Origin of the sequence: Streptomyces sp. CB02261, from assembly GCF_001905665.1 — a bacterium.
GTDB lineage: Bacteria > Actinomycetota > Actinomycetes > Streptomycetales > Streptomycetaceae > Streptomyces.
The window spans coordinates 215,227-233,331 of the sequence record NZ_LIVX01000008.1 but is presented as its reverse complement, the minus strand read 5'-3'; the positions used below and the strand labels follow the sequence as shown (position 1 = coordinate 233,331).

Here is an 18,105-nt window from a genome sequence, read left to right as displayed (position 1 = left end):
GTCCCGTCAGCGGTGGATCAGCCCGTCGTCAGGGCCCGGCGCAACCATGCACTCATCGTCCTCGGCCGAGCCGAGCACGTCATCGTCTGAGAATGAGGTGGACACAGCCATGGAGAAGCCGTCCCCGGCTTTCGCAGTGATACCGGGCGCGCAGGTCCAGGCCGCCCTCACCGGCCGCGAGAAGCAGGTCGTGGAGATCGTGGAGGACGCCTACCGGCTCCACGGAGCGGGCCGGACCGTGAACCCTCCCTCCTACTTCCTGCGCTTCCCCGACCGGCCCGACGCGCGGATCATCGCGCTGCCCGCCTCCATCGGCGGAGACGTCGGCGTGGACGGCATCAAATGGATATCGAGCTTCCCCGGGAACATCGCCTCCGGTCTGCCCCGCGCCTCGGCCGCCCTCCTCCTGAACGACCCCGTCACGGGCTATCCGTTCGCCTGCATGGAGGGCTCCATCATCAGCGCCGTCCGGACCGCCGCGTCCGCCGCGCTCGCCGCCGACCGGCTCTCCCAGGGCCGCCCCCGGCCGCTGCGGCTCGGCATCGTGGGCACCGGACTCATCGCCCGCTACGTCCACACCTTCCTGGCCGCCACCGGCTGGGAGTTCGAGCACGTGGGCGTCCACGACCTGCGCCCCGAGTACGCGCGCGAGTTCCGCGTCTACCTGGAGCAGAGCGGCGAACGGGCCCCCGTCACCGTCCACGACACCTCCGACGACCTGCTGCGCTCCTCCGACCTCGTCGTCTTCGCCACCGTCGCCGGCGCACCGCACGTCACCGACCCCGGGCTCTTCGCGCACCGCCCGCTCGTCCTGAACGTGTCGCTGCGCGACCTGGCACCCGAGGTCGTCCTGGCCTCGGCCAACATCGTCGACGACGTCGAGCACTGCCTCAAGGCCGACACCTCGGTGCACCTGGCCGAACAGCGCACCGGGAACCGCGATTTCATCGCCGGCACCCTGTACGACGTGATCACCGGGTCCGTACGGCCCGATCCGTCGCTCCCGCTGGTGTTCTCCCCCTTCGGGCTCGGTGTGCTCGACCTCGCCGTCGGCAAGTACGTCCACGACCTCGTCCGCGACGCCGGTGAACTCCACGTCGTCGACGACTTCTTCCACGAACTGGACCGCTACGGACAGCGGCAGACCACCACGGGCTGAACACGCGCGCATCGGGCGGGAGTAGACGCATGCCAGTCATCACGACGCCGCAGGAATTCGACGTCGACGACCTTTTCGTCGACGTCCGGCGGCTCACCGGATATCCCCTCTACCTGAAATGTGAGGGCTTCAACTTCGCGGGATCGGTCAAACTCCGCGCCGCGAACGAGATGGTGGAGTCCGCCGAGCGCGCCGGGGCGCTCCGCCCCGGAATGACCATCGTCGAAAGCTCGTCCGGCAACCTGGGGGTGGCCCTCAGCCTGGTCGCCGTCAGCCGGGGCTACCGGTTCGTCTGCATCACCGACTCACGGTGCACCCAGGCGTCCCGCAGGCTGATGCAGCGGCTCGGCGCCGACGTACGCGTGGTCTCCCGGCCGCACCCCGAACGGGGGCTGCTCGGCGCGCGCCTCGACCTGGTCCGCCGACTGTGCGAGGAGCACGACGACTACCACTGGCTCAACCAGTACGCCAACACGGGCAACTGGACCGCGCACTACCAGTCGACCGCCCCGCAGATCGCGAAGGCCTTCCCGGACCTGGACGTCCTCTTCGTCGGCGCGGGCACCACCGGCACCCTGATGGGCTGCGCCCGCTTCTTCCGCGAGCACAACCCGGCGGTGACCATCGTCGCCGTCGACGCGGCCGGCTCGGTCAACTTCGGCGGCGAGCCCGCCCCCCGGCTCATCCCCGGCGTGGGCACGAGCGTGCGGCCCGCCCTCCTGGACGCCTCGCTCCTCGACGACGTCGTCATCGTCCCCGAGAAGGACACCGTGCGCGCCTGCCGGGCGCTGCTGCGCGAGGGCTTCCTGCTCGGCGGCTCCACCGGCACCGTGCTCAGCGGCGCCGTCCGCTGGCTGCGGGAGAACCGCCCCGGCGCCGGCGGACTGACCGCCGTCGCCATCGCCCCCGACCTCGGCGAGCGGTATCTCGACACCGTCTACGACGACGCCTGGGTCGGCGAGGCGTTCGGCCCGGAGACCCTCACCGAGGACCCCTTCGCGCCGTCGCCCGCCCCGAGGGCCCCCGGCCACCGCCCCCCGCACGCCCAGCCCACCCCGCACCATCCCGCCGATCCCGTCCGGGTCGGCCCGACCTCCCCTGGGAGCCTGTGATGACATCGACTCCGGGCGCCGGACCGGCGCTCACCGCGGGCCAGGTGGAGATCTGGCTCGACGCGCGGGCCGCGGGCCGCGGCAGCGCGTACAACTCGGCCGGGTACCTGGACATCCGGGGCCCGCTCGACACCGACCGCTTCCGCACCGCGCTCCGCCGGCTCGTCGACGAGGCCGAATGCCTGCGCGCCCGCTTCACCGACCGCGACGGCGAACCGCAGCAGACCGTCGAACCGCTCCCCGAGCCGCCGCTGACCGAACTCGACCTGCGGCACGCGGAAGACCCCGCCGAGGCCGCCCGGGAGTGGATGGCGCGGGACCTCGCCGTCCCCATGGGCCTCGACGACTTCCCGCTGATGCGGACCGCCGTCCTCACCGTCGCCCCCGACCGCGCCTTCTTCTACCTGTGCGTGCACCACCTGCTGTGCGACGGCTTCAGCCAGACGGTCCTGTGGCGCCGGCTCGCCGAGCTGTACGCCGCCGACCCCGACGGCACCGCGCCCGGCACCCCGCTGCCGCCCCTGCGCGAGCTGGTCGACGCCGAGACCGCCTACCGCGCGTCGGCAGCCGCCCGCCGCGACGCGGAGTTCTGGCAGCGGCGCTTCCCCGAGCCGCCGGAACCGGTCACACTGTCCCGCCGGCCCCCCGCCGCCGGACACCCCAGCGGGTTCCTGCGCCACTCCGTCGTCCTGCCCGACGCGACGGTACGAGCCCTGCGCGACACCGCCGGCCGCTCGGACGTCACCTGGCCCACCGTGGCCATGGCCGCCGTCGCCCTCTACACCCAGCGGGCGTCCGGCACCGAGGACGTGCTGCTCACCCTGCCCGCCACCGCCCGGATGAACGCCCGCCAGCGGGCCGTGCCCGGCATGATGGCCAACTACCTGCCCCTGCGCGTACCGGTGCGCCCCACCCTCACCAAGGCGGAACTGCTCCGGCTCACCTCCCGGGAACTCGCCCAGGTCCTCCGGCACCAGCGGCACCGGGTCAGCGCGATCCGCCGCGGCATGGGACTGCGCAGCGACGACCGCCGCCCCTTCGGCCCCTTCGTCAACCTGCTGCCGCAGCAGACCGGACTCGACCTCGGCCCGTGCACGGCCGAGGTGCACAACCTGTCCACCGGCCTCGTCGACGACTTGATGGTCACCCTCGTCGAGACACCCGGCGACGGCATCGAGATCCACCTCAACGGCAGCCCCGACCGCTACGGCGACGCCGAGACCGCCCGGCACCTCGCCCGGCTCGCCGCCTTCGTCGGACGGTTCGCCGAGGCCGCGGGCGAGGAGCGCGTCGGCGGCCTGGACATCCCCGGCGACCTCGCTGACGCCCCCACGGCCGAGAGCCGCACCGCCTGGCTGCGCACCGCCTCGGGACCCGAGCGCCCCGCCGACCTCACCTGCGTCGTCGAGCGCGTCCGGGAGCAGGCCGCCCGCCGCCCCGACGCGATCGCGGTCGAGGACGACGACGCCCGCACCACGTACGCCTCCCTCGTCGCCCGTGCCTCCGCGCTCTCCCGCACCCTCCCCGGCACGGGCCTCGTCGGCATCCTCGCCACCCCCGGCGCCGGCTACCTGGCCTCGGTGCTCGCCGTCATCGGCGCCGGCGGCGCCTACGTACCCCTCGACACGCACGCGCCCGTCGCGCGCACCGCCGCCCTGCTCGCCGACAACGGCATCGACCACCTGATCGCGGACGCGCCCCACCGCCGCCTCGCCGAGCAGGCCGCCGCGGCCGCCGGACGGCCCGTGCGGATCGTCACCCCCGACGGCGCCGAGGACCCCCTGGACGGCCTCGCGCCGCTCGTCGGCGCACCGCTCGACCTCGCCTACGTGATCTTCACCTCCGGCTCCACCGGGCAGCCCAAGGGCGCCATGGTGCACCGCGCGGGCATGGCCAACCACCTGCTCGCCAAGGTCGACGAGCTGGCGCTGACCGAGCGGGACACGCTCGTCCAGAACGCCCCCGTCACCTTCGACATCTCCGTCTGGCAGATGCTCACCCCGCTCGTCGTCGGCGGCCGGGTGCGCGTCGTCGGCCGGGACACCGCCGCCGACCCCGACCTCCTGTTCGCGCTCGCCGCCGCCGACGGCGTCACCGTCCTCGAGGTCGTACCGTCCCTGCTGCGCGCCGCCCTCGACGCCTGGGACCTCACCGGCGCCGGCGTGGACCTGCCGGGCCTGCGCCACCTCATGGTGACCGGCGAGGCCCTGCCCGCCGACCTCTGCCGCCGCTGGCTCGCCCGCCACCCCGGGACGCCCCTCGTCAACGCCTACGGGCCCACCGAGTGCTCCGACGACGTCACCCACGCCCGCATCGTGCGCGCCCCGGCCTCCGACCGGCCCGTCCCCATCGGCGCCCCCGTCCGCAACACCCGCCTGTACGTCCTCGGCGACGACCTGCGGCCCCTCCCGCACGGCACCCCCGGCGAGCTGTACATCGCCGGCGCGGGCGTCGGCCGCGGCTACCTCGCCGACCCGGCCCGCACCGCGGGCACCTTCGTCCCCGACCCGTACGGTCCCGCCGGCACCCGTATGTACCGCACCGGTGACCGCGTCCACTGGGACGACGACGGCGAACTCGTCTTCCTCGAACGGCGGGACCACCAGGTGAAGATCCGCGGCCACCGCATCGAACTCGGCGAGATCGAGACCGCCCTGCGCCGCCACGAGGACGTCGCCGACGCCGTCGTCACGGTCACGGCCGACGCCTCCGGCGGCAAGCACCTCGTCGGCCACTGCGTCCCCCGCGAGCACACCGCCCTCGACACCGGAGCGCTCCGCGCGCACCTGGCGGCGACCCTGCCCGCGTACATGGTGCCGCAGCACCTCCTCGTCCTCGACGCGCTGCCGCTGACCGCCCACGGCAAGGTCGACCGCAAGGCACTGCCCCTGCCCCCGACCGGCCGCGCGGGCACCGCCCCCGACCCGGCCACGCCCCGCTCCCGCGGCGAGGAGATCCTCCGCGCCGTCTTCACGGAGGTCCTCGGCGTCCCCGCCGGCCCCGACGACAACTTCTTCGAGCTCGGCGGCGACAGCATCACCGCCATCCAGGCGGTCAGCCACGCCCGCAAGGCCGGCCTCGCCGTCACCCCGCTGCTGATCCGCAAGCACGGCACCCCCCGCGCCGTCGCCGCCGCCACCCCCGCCGACGGGCCCACCCGCCCGGCCGGCCCCGCCCAGGACGGCGCCGGCGAGATCGAACTCGCCCCGATCGCCCACCAGCTGCGCGAGGACCTCGCCGCCCTCGACGAACGCTCTCGCGAGTACAGCCAGTTCGTCGTCCTGCGCACCCCGGCCGGACTCGGCGTCGACGCCCTCCGCGCCGCCGTCGACGCCCTCGTCGACCGGCACGCCGCCCTGCGCACCCGGCTCACGGTCCCCGTCGAGGGGCTCTGGTCCCTCGAAGCGCTCCCGCCGGGCGCGGTCACCGCCGCCGACCTCGTCCGCCACGTCGACGCGTCCTCCCTCGCCGACGACCCCCGGGCCCTGGCCGACGCCGTCCGCGAGCAGACCGACCTCGCCCGCGCCCGGCTCTCCCCGGACACCGGCCAGGTCACCCAGCTCGTCCTGCTCGACCGCGGCCCCGGCCGCTCGGGCCGCCTCGTCTGGCTCACCCACCACCTGTGCGTCGACGGCGTCTCCTGGCGCGTCCTCGTCTCCGACCTCGCCCGCGCCGTCGCGGGCGACAGCCCGGACCCGGTCCCCACCTCGTACCGCGAGTGGACGAGCAGGCTGGGCGCCCACGCCAGGACCGCCGACCGGGTCGCCGAGTTCCCCGTGTGGAACGCACAGTTCGCCGCCGGCACCGCACCGCTCGGCGACCGCCCGCTCGACCCCTCGCGCGACGTCTACGGCACCGCCCACCGCCTGCGCCTGGAACTCGACACCCGCGCGACCGCCGCCGTCCTCGCCGGCGTCCGCGGCATCCACGACGGCGAGATCAACGACCTGCTCCTCACCGCCCTCGGCATGGCCGTCGCCGACTGGCGCCGCCGCAACGGGGCCGAGCCTGCCGACACCACGGTCGAACTGGAGGGCCACGGCCGCGAGCAGTTCACCGACGACGTCGACCTGTCGCGCACCGTCGGCTGGTTCACCAGCGTCTACCCCGTCCTCCTCGGACCCGGCCCCGGCGTGGACTGGGACGACCTGTGGGCCGGCGGCGAGACCGCCGGCACCGCCCTCCAGGACGTCCGGAGCCGCCTGCGGCGACTCCCCGACCACGGCCTCGGCTTCGGTCTGCTGCGCCACCTCAACCCGCAGACCCTCCCCGCGCTCGCCCGCCACGGCGTGCCCGAGATCGGCTTCAACTACCTCGGCCGCTTCCAGACCGACGCCCCCAGCGGCGACTGGTCCCTCGTCACCGAGGACGCCGTCATCGGCACCGGCGTCCACCCCCGCATGCCGCTGCGGCACGTCCTCGCCGTCACCCCGGTCACCGAGGACCGCGCCGACGGACCGCACCTGGTCGCGGACTGGATCTGGGCGGGCGACCTGTTCCCCGACGCCGCCGCGGAGGACATCGCCCGCACCTGGTTCCGCGCCCTGGAGACCCTCGCCGGGCACGCCGCCGAGGCCGCCGCGCGCGGCCCCCGCGCCGAGATCCTGCCGCTCTCCCCGCTCCAGCAGGGCCTGCTCATCCAGGCCGAACTGGAACGCCACGGCACCGACAGCTACCTGCTCCAGACCGTCCTCGACATCGAGGGCCCCTTCGACACCGACGCCTTCCGCGCCGCCGCCGACGCGCTCCTCGACCGGCACCCGGGACTCCGGGTGAGCTTCCCCGAGGCGGCGCCCGACACGCGGCCCGTGCAGCACGTCGCCGGCCGGGTCCGCGCTCCGTGGACCGACGTCGACCTCACCGGGACGGCGTCGGAGGCCGAACGGGACGCCGAGTCGGCCCGGCTGACCGAGGCCGACTGGGAGCGGGGCTTCGACCTGACGACCGCGCCGCTGCTGCGGTTCACCGCGATCCGCCTGCCCGGTGACCGCGTCCGGCTGCTGTGGACCCTGCACCACCTCCTCGCGGACGGCTGGTCCATGGGGATCCTCGCCCGTGAGCTCTTCACCCTGTACGCCGCCGGCGGCGACGCCTCCGTCCTGCCGCCCGCGCCGCCCTACCGCGACTACTTCACCTGGCTCGCCGCCCAGGACACCGAGGCGGCCCGGGCCGCCTGGCGGACCGCGCTCGCCGGAGTCACCGGACCCACCCTGCTGTCCACCGGCGAGCACGCCGAAGGCTCCCGCCCGCCCGAATCCCTCGTCCACGAACTGCCCGAGGACCTCACCGCACGGCTCACCTCCTGGGCCCGCGAGCGGAACGTCACCCTCAACACGGTCCTCCAGGCCTGCTGGGCCGTGGTCCTCGGCCGCCGCACCGGACGCGGCGATCTCGTCTTCGGCACCGTCGCCTCGGCCCGCCCGCCGGAGCTGCCCGGCGTCGAGGGCATGGTCGGCCTCTTCCTGAACATGCTCCCGCAGCGGGTCACCCTCGACCCGGCGGAGCCGTTCACCGACCTCGTCCGACGCCTCTACGCCCAGCAGACCGACCTCCTGGAGCACCAGCACATCGGGCTGGGCGAGGTGCAGCGGCTCGCGGGCGCCGGCGACCTCTTCGACACGGTCTTCAGCTTCCAGAACCAGCCGCGCGCCGACCTGACCGCCCTGAACGCGCTCGTGCCCGCCCTGCGCCTGGGCGACGGCACCACCCGTCTCGCCGCCGAGCGCGGGCTCGCCGTCCTCGTCCACCCCGGCCCCCGGCTCACGCTCACCCTCCAGTACCGGCCCTCCGCGCACGAGCGGTCCGCCGTCGAGGAGACGCTCCGGCAGCTGGTCGAGGTGGTCGGCACCGCCGTCACCCACCCCGGCACCCCCGTCGGACGGCTCACCCTCGACGAGTCCGCCGAGCACCGGCGGATCGTCCAGGAGTGGGGCGGCCGGGCCGACGACACGCCCCGGCCCGTCATCCCCGCCCTGTTCCAGTCCCGCGTGGCCGAGCACCCGGACGCCGTCGCCCTCGTCTCCGGCGACACCGAGGTCACGTACGACGAGCTGGACCGGCGCGCCAACCGGCTCGCCCGGCTGCTGCTCGCCCGGGGCGCCGGACCCGAGCGGACCGTCGCCCTCGCCCTGCCCGACCCGGTGCAGATGACCGCGGCCCTCCTCGCCGTCCTCAAGGCGGGCGCCGCCTACCTGCCCGTCGACCCCAAGTACCCCGCCGACCGCATCGCGTTCATGCTCTCCGACAGCGGCCCGGCGACCCTGGTCACCACCACGGAGCTGGCCGGCCGGCTGCCCGCGGCCGACTGCGACGTCCTGCTGCTCGACGGCGAGGACACGGCCGCCGCGCTCGCCGCGCTGCCCGACCACGCGCCCGAGGACACCGACCGGCCCACGGCCCTCGACCCCCGGCACCCCGCGTACGTCATCTACACCTCGGGCTCCACCGGCCGGCCCAAGGGCGTCATCGTCGACCACGCCGGATTCGCCGCCATGGTGGCCAGCCTCGTCGAGAAGTTCGGCGTCGACCACCGGGCCCGCGTCCTGAAGTTCGCCTCGTTCAGCTTCGACGCCTCCGTGTGGGAGCTCAGCCTCTCCCTGCTCGCCGGCGGCACCCTCGTCGTCGCCGACGAGGACTGCCGTGTCCCCGGCAAGCCCCTCGTCGACCTGCTCCACCGGCACCGGGTCAATCTGGCCGGGCTGCCGCCGGTCGTCGTCGGCGCCCTGCCGGAGGGCTCCCGGCTCCCCGACGACCTCACCCTGATCGTCGCCGGCGAGGCCTGCCCGCCGCACGTCGTGGAACGCTGGGCCGGACAGGTCCGCATGTTCAACGGCTACGGACCCACCGAGGCCGTGCTGGCCTCCACGGTCAGCGACCCGCTGGGGACCGCCGGCCACCCGCCGATCGGCCGCCCCACCGCCGCCCACCGCGTCTACGTCCTCGACGACGCGCTCCGCCCGGTCCCGGCCGGAGCCGTCGGTGAGCTGTACGTCGGCGGCAACCTCGCCCGCGGCTACAAGGACCGGCCCGCCCTCACCGCGAAGCGGTTCGTGGCCGACCCCTACGGGCCCGCCGGCGCCCGTATGTACCGCACGGGCGACCTGGCGAACTGGCGCCCCGACGGACAGCTCCACTACGTCGGCCGCGCCGACGACCAGGTGCAGCTGCGCGGCTTCCGCGTCGAACTCGGCGAGATCGAGACCGAACTCGCCGCCCGCCCGGAGGTCCGCCAGGCCGCGGCCGTCGTCCGGAGCGCCACCGGCCAGGAGGACCGGCTCGTCGCCTACGTGGTCCCCGCGACGCCCGGAGGCGTCGACGCCGCCGCGCTGCGGGACGCGCTCGCCGCCGTCCTGCCCGAGTACATGGTGCCCGCCGCGATCGTGAGCCTCGACGAACTCCCGCTCACCCCGCAGGGCAAGCTGGACCGCAAGGCGCTGCCCGACCCGGAGGAGACCCGCACCCGGCGCGGCCGCGGTCCCCGCACCCCGGTCGAGGAGATCCTCTGCGGCATCTTCGCCGAACTGCTCCAGATCACCGACGTCGGCATCGACGACGACTTCTTCGAGCTGGGCGGCCACTCCCTCCTCGCCACCCGGGTGGTGAGCCGCGCCAGGTCGGCGCTCGACGTCGAGCTGCCGATCCGCACCCTCTTCGAGGCGCGGACCGTGGCCGGCGTCGTCGCCCGCCTCGGCACCGGCGACACGGTCAGGCCCGCCCTGGCCCGCACCCCCCGCCCGGACGCCGGCGGGCACCTGCCGCTCTCCTTCACCCAGACACGGCTGTGGTTCCTCAACCGGCTCGACCCCGGGTCGGCCGCCTACAACGTCTCCTTCGCGGTGCGGTTGTCGGGTGCGCTGGACGTGGCGGCGCTGGATGCGGCGCTGGCGGACGTGGTGGGGCGGCACGAGAGTCTGCGGACGGTGTTCCCGGAGGTGGACGGGGAACCGCGGCAGGTGGTCCTGGACGCGGCGGAGGTGTGGGCGGGTCTGGAGGTGGCCGAGGTGGACGCCGCGGGCGCGGTGTCGGTGTCGGCGGCCCGCGCGGGCCGTGGTTTCGACCTGACCACCGAGATCCCCCTCCGCGCCCACCTCTACCGCACCGCCCCCGACGAGCAGCTCCTCCAGCTCGTCGTCCACCACATCGCCTGGGACGGCTGGTCCGTCGCCCCCCTCGTCCGCGACGTGTCGCGCGCCTACGCGGCCCGGTGCTCCGGCCGCGCGCCGGAATGGTCGGCACTCCCCGTGCAGTACGCGGACTTCGCGGTGTGGCAGCGGGAGTTGCTGGGTGTGGAGTCGGACGCGTCGAGTGTGGTGGCGCGGCAGTTGGGGTTCTGGCGTGAGCGGTTGGCGGGGATGCCGGAGGAGTTGGCGTTGCCGTTCGACCGTGCGCGGCCGGCGGTGATGTCGCATCGGGGTGGGACGGTTCCGTTCCGGCTTGATGCGGGGGCTCATGGTGCGCTGGTGCGGTTGGCGCGGGAGTCGGGTTCGTCGGTGTTCATGGTGTTGCAGGCCGGTCTTGCGGCGCTGTTGTCGCGATTGGGCGCGGGGGAGGACGTGCCGATCGGTTCGCCGGTGGCGGGTCGTCTCGACGACGCCCTGGACGAGCTGGTGGGCTGCTTCATGAACACCCTGGTCCTGCGGACCGACGTGTCCGGAGACCCGGCCTTCCGGGAACTCCTCGACCGCGCCCGAGAGACCTCCCTGTCCGCCTACGCCCACCAGGACGTCCCCTTCGAGCAGCTGGTCGAGGCCCTCGACCCGGTGCGGTCCATGGGCCGCAACCCGCTCTTCCAGGTCATGCTGGTGCTCCAGAACAACGAACACGCTCACCTCGAACTCCCCGGCGTGCGAGCCGCGTTCGAGCCGCCCGCCGTCGACTCGGTCAAGTTCGACCTGAACTTCTTCGTCGTCGAGCAGCAGGCCGACGACGGCACGCCCGGCGGCCTGGAAGGCTTCCTGGAGTTCAGCCACGACGTGTTCGACGAGTCGACGGCGGCCTCGGTCGCCGAGCGTCTCGTACGCCTCCTGGAACAGGTCGCCGACGACCCCGACCTCCCCGTCAGCGGCATCGAGGTGCTGTCCGCTCCCGAGCGCGGCCGCATCCTCACCGAGTGGAGCGGCACCACCGGCCGCAGCACCGACACCACCGTGCCCGCCCTCTTCGAGGCCCAGGCGGCCCGGTCGCCCGAGGCGGTCGCCGTCACCTTCGACGGCACGGAGCTGTCGTACGGGGAGCTGAACGCGCGGGCGAACCGTCTGGCCCGGCAGCTGATCGGACTCGGCGCGGGCCCGGAGCGGCTGGTGGCGCTCGCGCTGCCCCGCACCGAGCAGATGCTCGTCGGACTCCTCGCGGTGCTCAAGTCCGGCGCCGCCTACCTCCCCGTCGACCTGGCCTACCCGGCGGAGCGGATCGCGCTCATGCTCGACGACGCCGGGCCGGCCCTGCTGCTCACCGACGGACCGACCGCCCGGACCCTGCCGGACACGGACCTGCCGCACCTGCTGGTCGACGACCCCGGCACGGCGGCGGCGCGGGCGGAGCTGCCCGACGCCGACGTGACCGACCGGGAGCGGACCGGACCCCTGGGGCCGGACCACCCCGCCTTCGTTATCTACACCTCCGGTTCCACCGGCCGGCCGAAGGGCGTCACCGGTCTGCACCGGGCCCTCGTCAACCGGCTCACCTGGTTCGCCGAGGAGTTCCCCGAGCAGCGCACGGCCGCCGTCCTCGCCAAGTCGCCGGTCAGCGTCATCGACGGCATCACCGAACTGCTCGCCCCGCTGCTGTCCGGCGGGTCGACGGTCCTGGTCGACGCCGACACCGCCCGCAGCGTCCCCGACCTCGCGGACGCCGTCGTGCGGCACGGCAGCGCCCGGCTGACCGTCGTCCCCAGCCTCCTGGACGCCTTCATCGACAGCGGCGAACTGCCGCGCATGGCCGGCTGCGCGGTCTGGATCTGCAGCGGGGAGCAGCTGCCCGCCGCCACCGTGGAACGGTTCCGGACCTGCCTGCCCTCCGCCCGCCTCGTGAACTTCTACGGAGCCTCCGAGGTCGGAGCGGTCGCCACCCACGGCGCCCACGACGACGTCACCCTCGGCACGGCCACCCTGATCGGCCGTCCCATCAGGAACACGGGTGTGTTCGTGTTGGACGGTGGGTTGCGGCCGGTTCCGGTGGGTGTGGCGGGTGAGTTGTATCTGTCGGGTGCGGGTGTGGCTCGGGGTTATGTGGGTCGTGCGGGTTTGACGGCTTCGCGGTTCGTGGCGTGCCCGTTCGGGGTGGCCGGTGAGCGGATGTATCGCACGGGTGATGTGGTGCGGTGGTCGGCTGACGGTCGTCTGGTGTTCCTGGGGCGTGCGGACGCGCAGGTGAAGGTGCGTGGGTTCCGGGTGGAGCCGGGTGAGGTGGAGGCGGTGCTGCTGGGGCATGCGTCGGTGGGGCGTGCGGTGGTGGTGGCGCGTTCCGACGGTCCTGGTGGTGCGGTGCTGGTCGGCTATGTGGTGCCGGCGGCGGGTGCGTCGGTGGACGTGGGCGCGGTGCGGGAGTTCGTGGGGCGGTCGCTGCCGGAGTACATGGTGCCGGTGGTGGTGGTCCTGGACGCGCTGCCGTTGACGCCGAGCGGGAAGGTGGACCGGAAGGCGTTGCCGGCGCCCGATCTGGGTGCGGTGGTGTCCTCGCGGGCGCCCCGGGATCCGGTCGAGGAGGTGCTGTGCTCGCTGTTCGCGCAGGTCCTCGGACTGGAACGGGTCGGCATCGACGACAGCTTCTTCGAGCTGGGCGGCCACTCCCTCCTCGCCACCAGGCTCGTCAGCCGGGCCCGCTCCGCCCTCGGTACGTCCCTGTCGATCAGGGACGTGTTCGAGGCGCCCACCGTCGCCGCACTCGCCGACCGGGCCCGCTCAGGGGAGCGCGACCGGCCCCCGCTCGTCGCCGTATCCCGCACCGGCACCCTGCCGACCTCCTCGGCACAGCGCCGGCTGTGGTTCCTCAACCGTCTGGAGGGCCCCGAGTCCGCCGCGTACAACATGCGTTTCGCGGTGCGGTTGTCGGGTGCGCTGGACGTGGCGGCGCTGGATGCGGCGCTGGCGGACGTGGTGGGGCGGCACGAGAGTCTGCGGACGGTGTTCCCGGAGGTGGACGGGGAACCGCGGCAGGTGGTGCTGGACGCGGCGGAGGTGTGGCCGGGTCTGGAGGTGGCCGAGGTGGACGCCGCGGGCGCGGTGTCGGTGTCGGCGGCCCGCGCGGGCCGTGGTTTCGACCTGACGACGGAGATCCCCCTCCGCGCCCACCTGTACCGCACCGCCCCCGACGAGCACCTGCTGCTCCTGGTCGTCCACCACATCGCGGCCGACGGCTGGTCCGTCGCCCCGCTCACCCACGACGTGTCGCGTGCGTACACGGCGCGGTGCGCGGGTCAGGCCCCGGTGTGGACCGCGCTGCCCGTGCAGTACGCGGACTTCGCGGTGTGGCAGCGGGAGTTGCTGGGTGTGGAGTCGGACGCGTCGAGTGTGGTGGCGCGGCAGTTGGGGTTCTGGCGTGAGCGGTTGGCGGGGATGCCGGAGGAGTTGGCGTTGCCGTTCGACCGTGCGCGGCCGGCGGTGATGTCGCATCGGGGTGGGACGGTTCCGTTCCGGCTTGATGCGGGGGCTCATGGTGCGCTGGTGCGGTTGGCGCGGGAGTCGGGTTCGTCGGTGTTCATGGTGTTGCAGGCCGGTCTTGCGGCGCTGTTGTCGCGGCTGGGGGCGGGGGAGGACGTGCCGATCGGCTCTCCGGTGGCGGGTCGTCTCGACGACGCCCTGGACGAGCTGGTGGGCTGCTTCATGAACACCCTGGTCCTGCGGACCGACGTGTCCGGAGACCCGGCCTTCCGGGAACTCCTCGACCGCGCCCGCGACACCGCGCTCGGCGCGTTCGAGAACCAGGACGTGCCCTTCGAGCGCCTGGTCGAGGTCCTCGACCCGGAGCGGTCCATGGGCCGCAACCCGCTCTTCCAGGTCATGCTCTCCCTCCAGAACAACGAGCACACCGACCTCCACCTGCCCGGCCTGACCGTCGCACCGGAGCCCGTCGGCGCCGACACCGCCAAGTTCGACCTGTCCCTCACGCTCATGGAGCGGCAGGCCGACGACGGCACGCCCGGCGGTCTGGACGGGTTCCTGGAGTTCAGCCACGACGTGTTCGACGAGTCGACGGCGGCCTCGGTCGCCGAGCGTCTCGTACGCCTCCTGGAACAGGTCGCCGACGACCCCGACCTCCCCGTCAGCGGCATCGAACTGCTCACCGACGAGGAACGCCACCGCATCCTCACCGAGTGGAACGACACCGCCCGCCCGCTGCCGCCGGTCACCCTCCCCGAGGCGTTCCAGCGGCAGGCGGCCCGGTCGCCGGAGGCGGTCGCGGTCGTGTACGGCGGTACGGAGCTGTCGTACGGGGAACTGAACGCGCGGGCGAACCGTCTGGCGCGGCAGCTGATCGCCCTGGGCGCGGGCCCGGAGCGGCTGGTGGCGCTCGCGCTGCCCCGCACCGAGCAGATGGTCGTCGCCCTCCTCGCGGTGCTCAAGTCCGGCGCCGCGTATCTGCCCGTCGACCCCGCGTACCCCGCCGAGCGGATCGAACTGGTCCTCGGTGACGCCCGGCCCGCCCTCCTGGTCACCGACTCGGCGATCTCCGGCAGGCTCCCGGATCCGGGCGTGCCCCGGCTCGTCCTCGACGAGCCCGGGACCGCAGCGGCCGTGGCCGCGCACGACGCCGCCGACGTCGACGACGCCGAACGCGCCGCCCCGCTCCACCCCGCCCACGCGGCGTACGTGCTCTACACCTCGGGTTCCACGGGGCGCCCGAAGGGCGTGGCCATCGAGCACCGGAACCTGATGAACTTCCTGCTCGCGATGGCCGAGCGCTTCCCGATGGACGCCGGGGACCGGCTCCTCGCCGTCACCACCTGGTCCTTCGACATCGCCGGCCTTGAGGTGTACGTCCCGCTGCTGTCCGGCGCCGGCGTCGTCGTCGGCGAGGACGGCGTGGTCCTCGACCCCGAGGCCCTCACCGCGCTCATCGAACGGGCCGGTGTCACCGTCATGCAGGCGACCCCCGCCCTGTGGCAGGAACTGGTGACGCGCGAGCCCGAAGCCGTACGCGGGCTACGGGTCCTCGTCGGCGGCGAGGCCGTGCCCGGCACGCTCGCCGAGACGCTGACCGCGCACGCCGCCGAGGTGACCAACCTCTACGGCCCGACCGAGACCACCATCTGGTCCACCGCCACCCGGCTCGTCGCCGACGAGCCCGTGACCCTCGGCCGTCCCATCAGGAACACGGGTGTGTTCGTGTTGGACGGTGGGTTGCGGCCGGTTCCGGTGGGTGTGGCGGGTGAGTTGTATCTGTCGGGTGCGGGTGTGGCTCGGGGTTATGTGGGTCGTGCGGGTTTGACGGCTTCGCGGTTCGTGGCGTGCCCGTTCGGGGTGGCCGGTGAGCGGATGTATCGCACGGGTGATGTGGTGCGGTGGTCGGCTGACGGTCGTCTGGTGTTCCTGGGGCGTGCGGACGCGCAGGTGAAGGTGCGTGGGTTCCGGGTGGAGCCGGGTGAGGTGGAGGCGGTGCTGCTGGGGCATGCGTCGGTGGGGCGTGCGGTGGTGGTGGCGCGTTCCGACGGTCCTGGTGGTGCGGTGCTGGTCGGCTATGTGGTGCCGGCGGCGGGTGCGTCGGTGGACGTGGGCGCGGTGCGGGAGTTCGTGGGGCGGTCGCTGCCGGAGTACATGGTGCCGGTGGTGGTGGTCCTGGACGCGCTGCCGTTGACGCCGAGCGGGAAGGTGGACCGGAAGGCGTTGCCGGCGCCCGATCTGGGTGCGGTGGTGTCCTCGCGGGCGCCCCGGGATCCGGTCGAGGAGGTGCTGTGCTCGCTGTTCGCGCAGGTCCTCGGACTGGAACGGGTCGGCATCGACGACAGCTTCTTCGAGCTGGGCGGCCACTCCCTCCTCGCCGTCCGGCTGGTCAGCCGGGCCCAGACCGCCGGACTGAGGCTCAGCGTCGCCGACGTGGTTCTGCACCGCACCGTCGCCGCGCTCGCCACCCGCGCCGAGAAGACCGGACCGGACCGGGAGCACACCCTCGACCCCTTCTCCACCGTGCTCCCCATCCGACCGGGCGGCGACGCGCCCCCCGTCTTCCTCGTGCACAGCGGGCTCGGCTTCAGCCTCCCGTACGTCGGACTCGCCCGGCACATCGACCGGCGCCACCCCCTCTACGGCCTCCAGTCACCGGCCGTCGGCGGCGCCGCCCCGATCCCGGACGACCTCCGGACCGTGGCCGCCGAGTACATCGGCCACATCCGGCGGATCCGCCCGCACGGCCCGTACCGCCTCCTCGGCTGGTCCTACGGCGGCGTGCTCGCCCACGAGATCGCCGTCCAGCTGCAACAGGCGGGCGAGGAGGTCGACTTCCTCGCCGACCTCGACGGCTACCTCGGCAGCACCGGACGCGACGAGGAGGACGACGAGAGGGAACTGCTCCTGCGGGCCCTCGAAGCACTCGGCCACAGCCGGGCCGCCTTCGACGACCGCCCGCTCACCCCGGCCGTGCTCCACGACGTCCTGCGGCGGGAGAACCATCCGCTCGCCGAACTGGGCGAGCGGGGCATCCCGAGGCTGCTGCGCCTCTCCCGGACCCACGGGGACCTCATGGAACGGTTCACCGCCGGCCGGTTCACCGGCGACATGCACCTCTTCACCGCCACCCGCGAATGGACGGCGGAACAACTGGCCGACCAGACCCGACGATGGGAGCCCCACGTGGACGGACACCTCCGGATCCACCCGGTCGACTGCGGCCACGAGTACCTGATGCACCCCGGCCCCCAGGCCGTCGTCGGCCGCGCCGTCGACGCCGCCCTCGCGCGGCTCGACGCCGCGCGGCCCGACGCGGCCGGCGACCGGGCGACGGGCGGTGACCGGGCGTGGTGACCCTCACCCAGGTTCGCAGGCCCGCGCCGCCCATCGCGCTGGCCGTGGAGTCCCTCGCCGTCGCGGGCCGGAGACTGAACCGGCTCCGCCGGGCCCCCGGCCGCCTCGTCGGCATCATCATGAACCCGCTCGTCTCGATGATCGTCCTCGGCTACCTCTTCCAGGGGTCGCTGTCGGTGACGGGCGGATCCGACTACCAGACGTACATGTTCGCGGGCGTGGCCGCCCAGGTCGGGCTCGCCGGGATCGGCCCCACCGCGGTCGCCGTCGCCGCCGACCTGCGAGGCGGACTCGTGGACCGGTTCCGCAGCCTGCCGATCGCCCGCCCCTCCATCCTCCTCGGCCACACCCTCGGCGACCTGGCCGTCGGACTCATCGGGCTCGCCGTCGTCACGGGCATCGGCGTGCTCTTCGGCTGGCGGCCCGAACGCGGGCCGCTCCCCGTGCTCGCCGGCTTCGTCCTGCTCGCCGTGTTCATGTACGCCATGCTCTGGGTCGGTGTCCTCCTCGGCCTGTTCTCCCGCAACATGGAGACGATCAACGTGGTCGCGGGCCTGGTCACCGTCCTCCTCTCGTTCCTGTCCAACGCCTTCCAGTCCGTCGACCGGCTCCCGGCCTGGCTGCGCCCGGTCGCCGACTGGAACCCGGTCAGCGCCGTGGTCACCTGGACCCGCGAGCTGTGGGGCAACCCCACCGCCACCGGCGGGAGCTTCCCGGGCGAGCACGCCTCCCTCGCCGTCGCCATCTCCCTGGGCGCCGTCTTCGTCCTCACCGTGCTGTTCAGCCTCCGCCGCTTCCGCACGGCGGCATCCTGAGACCGGGGCCGCGGCGCCCGCGCGCCGCGGCCCCCCGACCCCTTGCACCACCGCTCCACACCGCC

The 18,105-nt window shown here is 73.9% G+C and carries 4 protein-coding genes; all 4 read left to right on the top strand.

Annotated elements, in window-relative coordinates:
• Positions 1–109 precede the first annotated feature (109 nt).
• Genes sbnB through AMK29_RS26195 form a run of 4 tightly spaced genes read left to right on the top strand, consistent with a single transcriptional unit; the run spans position 110 to position 18,040 of the window.
• The gene (gene sbnB, locus AMK29_RS26210) at positions 110–1,159 is read left to right on the top strand and encodes a 2,3-diaminopropionate biosynthesis protein SbnB (RefSeq protein WP_073817631.1); all 1,050 of its coding nucleotides are present in this window, start codon (positions 110–112) and stop codon (positions 1,157–1,159) included.
• Positions 1,160–1,188: 29 nt separating this feature from the next.
• Positions 1,189–2,271: a 2,3-diaminopropionate biosynthesis protein SbnA gene (sbnA, locus tag AMK29_RS26205; RefSeq protein ID WP_073817629.1), complete on the top strand. Its 1,083-nt coding sequence runs from the start codon at positions 1,189–1,191 to the stop codon at positions 2,269–2,271.
• Positions 2,271–17,225, top strand: a complete 14,955-nt coding sequence (locus AMK29_RS26200) for a non-ribosomal peptide synthetase (protein WP_073817627.1) — start codon at positions 2,271–2,273, stop codon at positions 17,223–17,225. The genes sbnA and AMK29_RS26200 overlap by 1 nt, the downstream gene beginning before the upstream one ends.
• Entirely contained in the window at positions 17,219–18,040 is an 822-nt protein-coding gene (locus AMK29_RS26195; RefSeq protein WP_107422696.1) for an ABC transporter permease, read from the top strand. The genes AMK29_RS26200 and AMK29_RS26195 overlap by 7 nt, the downstream gene beginning before the upstream one ends.
• The last annotated feature ends 65 nt before the right edge of the window (positions 18,041–18,105 follow it).

Excerpts from the sequence above, each read along its gene's own strand:
- sbnB (WP_073817631.1), top strand. The coding sequence starts at position 110 with ATGGAGAAGCCGTCCCCGGCTTTCGCAGTGATACCGGGCGCGCAGGTC.
- sbnA (WP_073817629.1), top strand. The coding sequence starts at position 1,189 with ATGCCAGTCATCACGACGCCGCAGGAATTCGACGTCGACGACCTTTTC.
- AMK29_RS26200 (WP_073817627.1), top strand. The coding sequence starts at position 2,271 with ATGACATCGACTCCGGGCGCCGGACCGGCGCTCACCGCGGGCCAGGTG.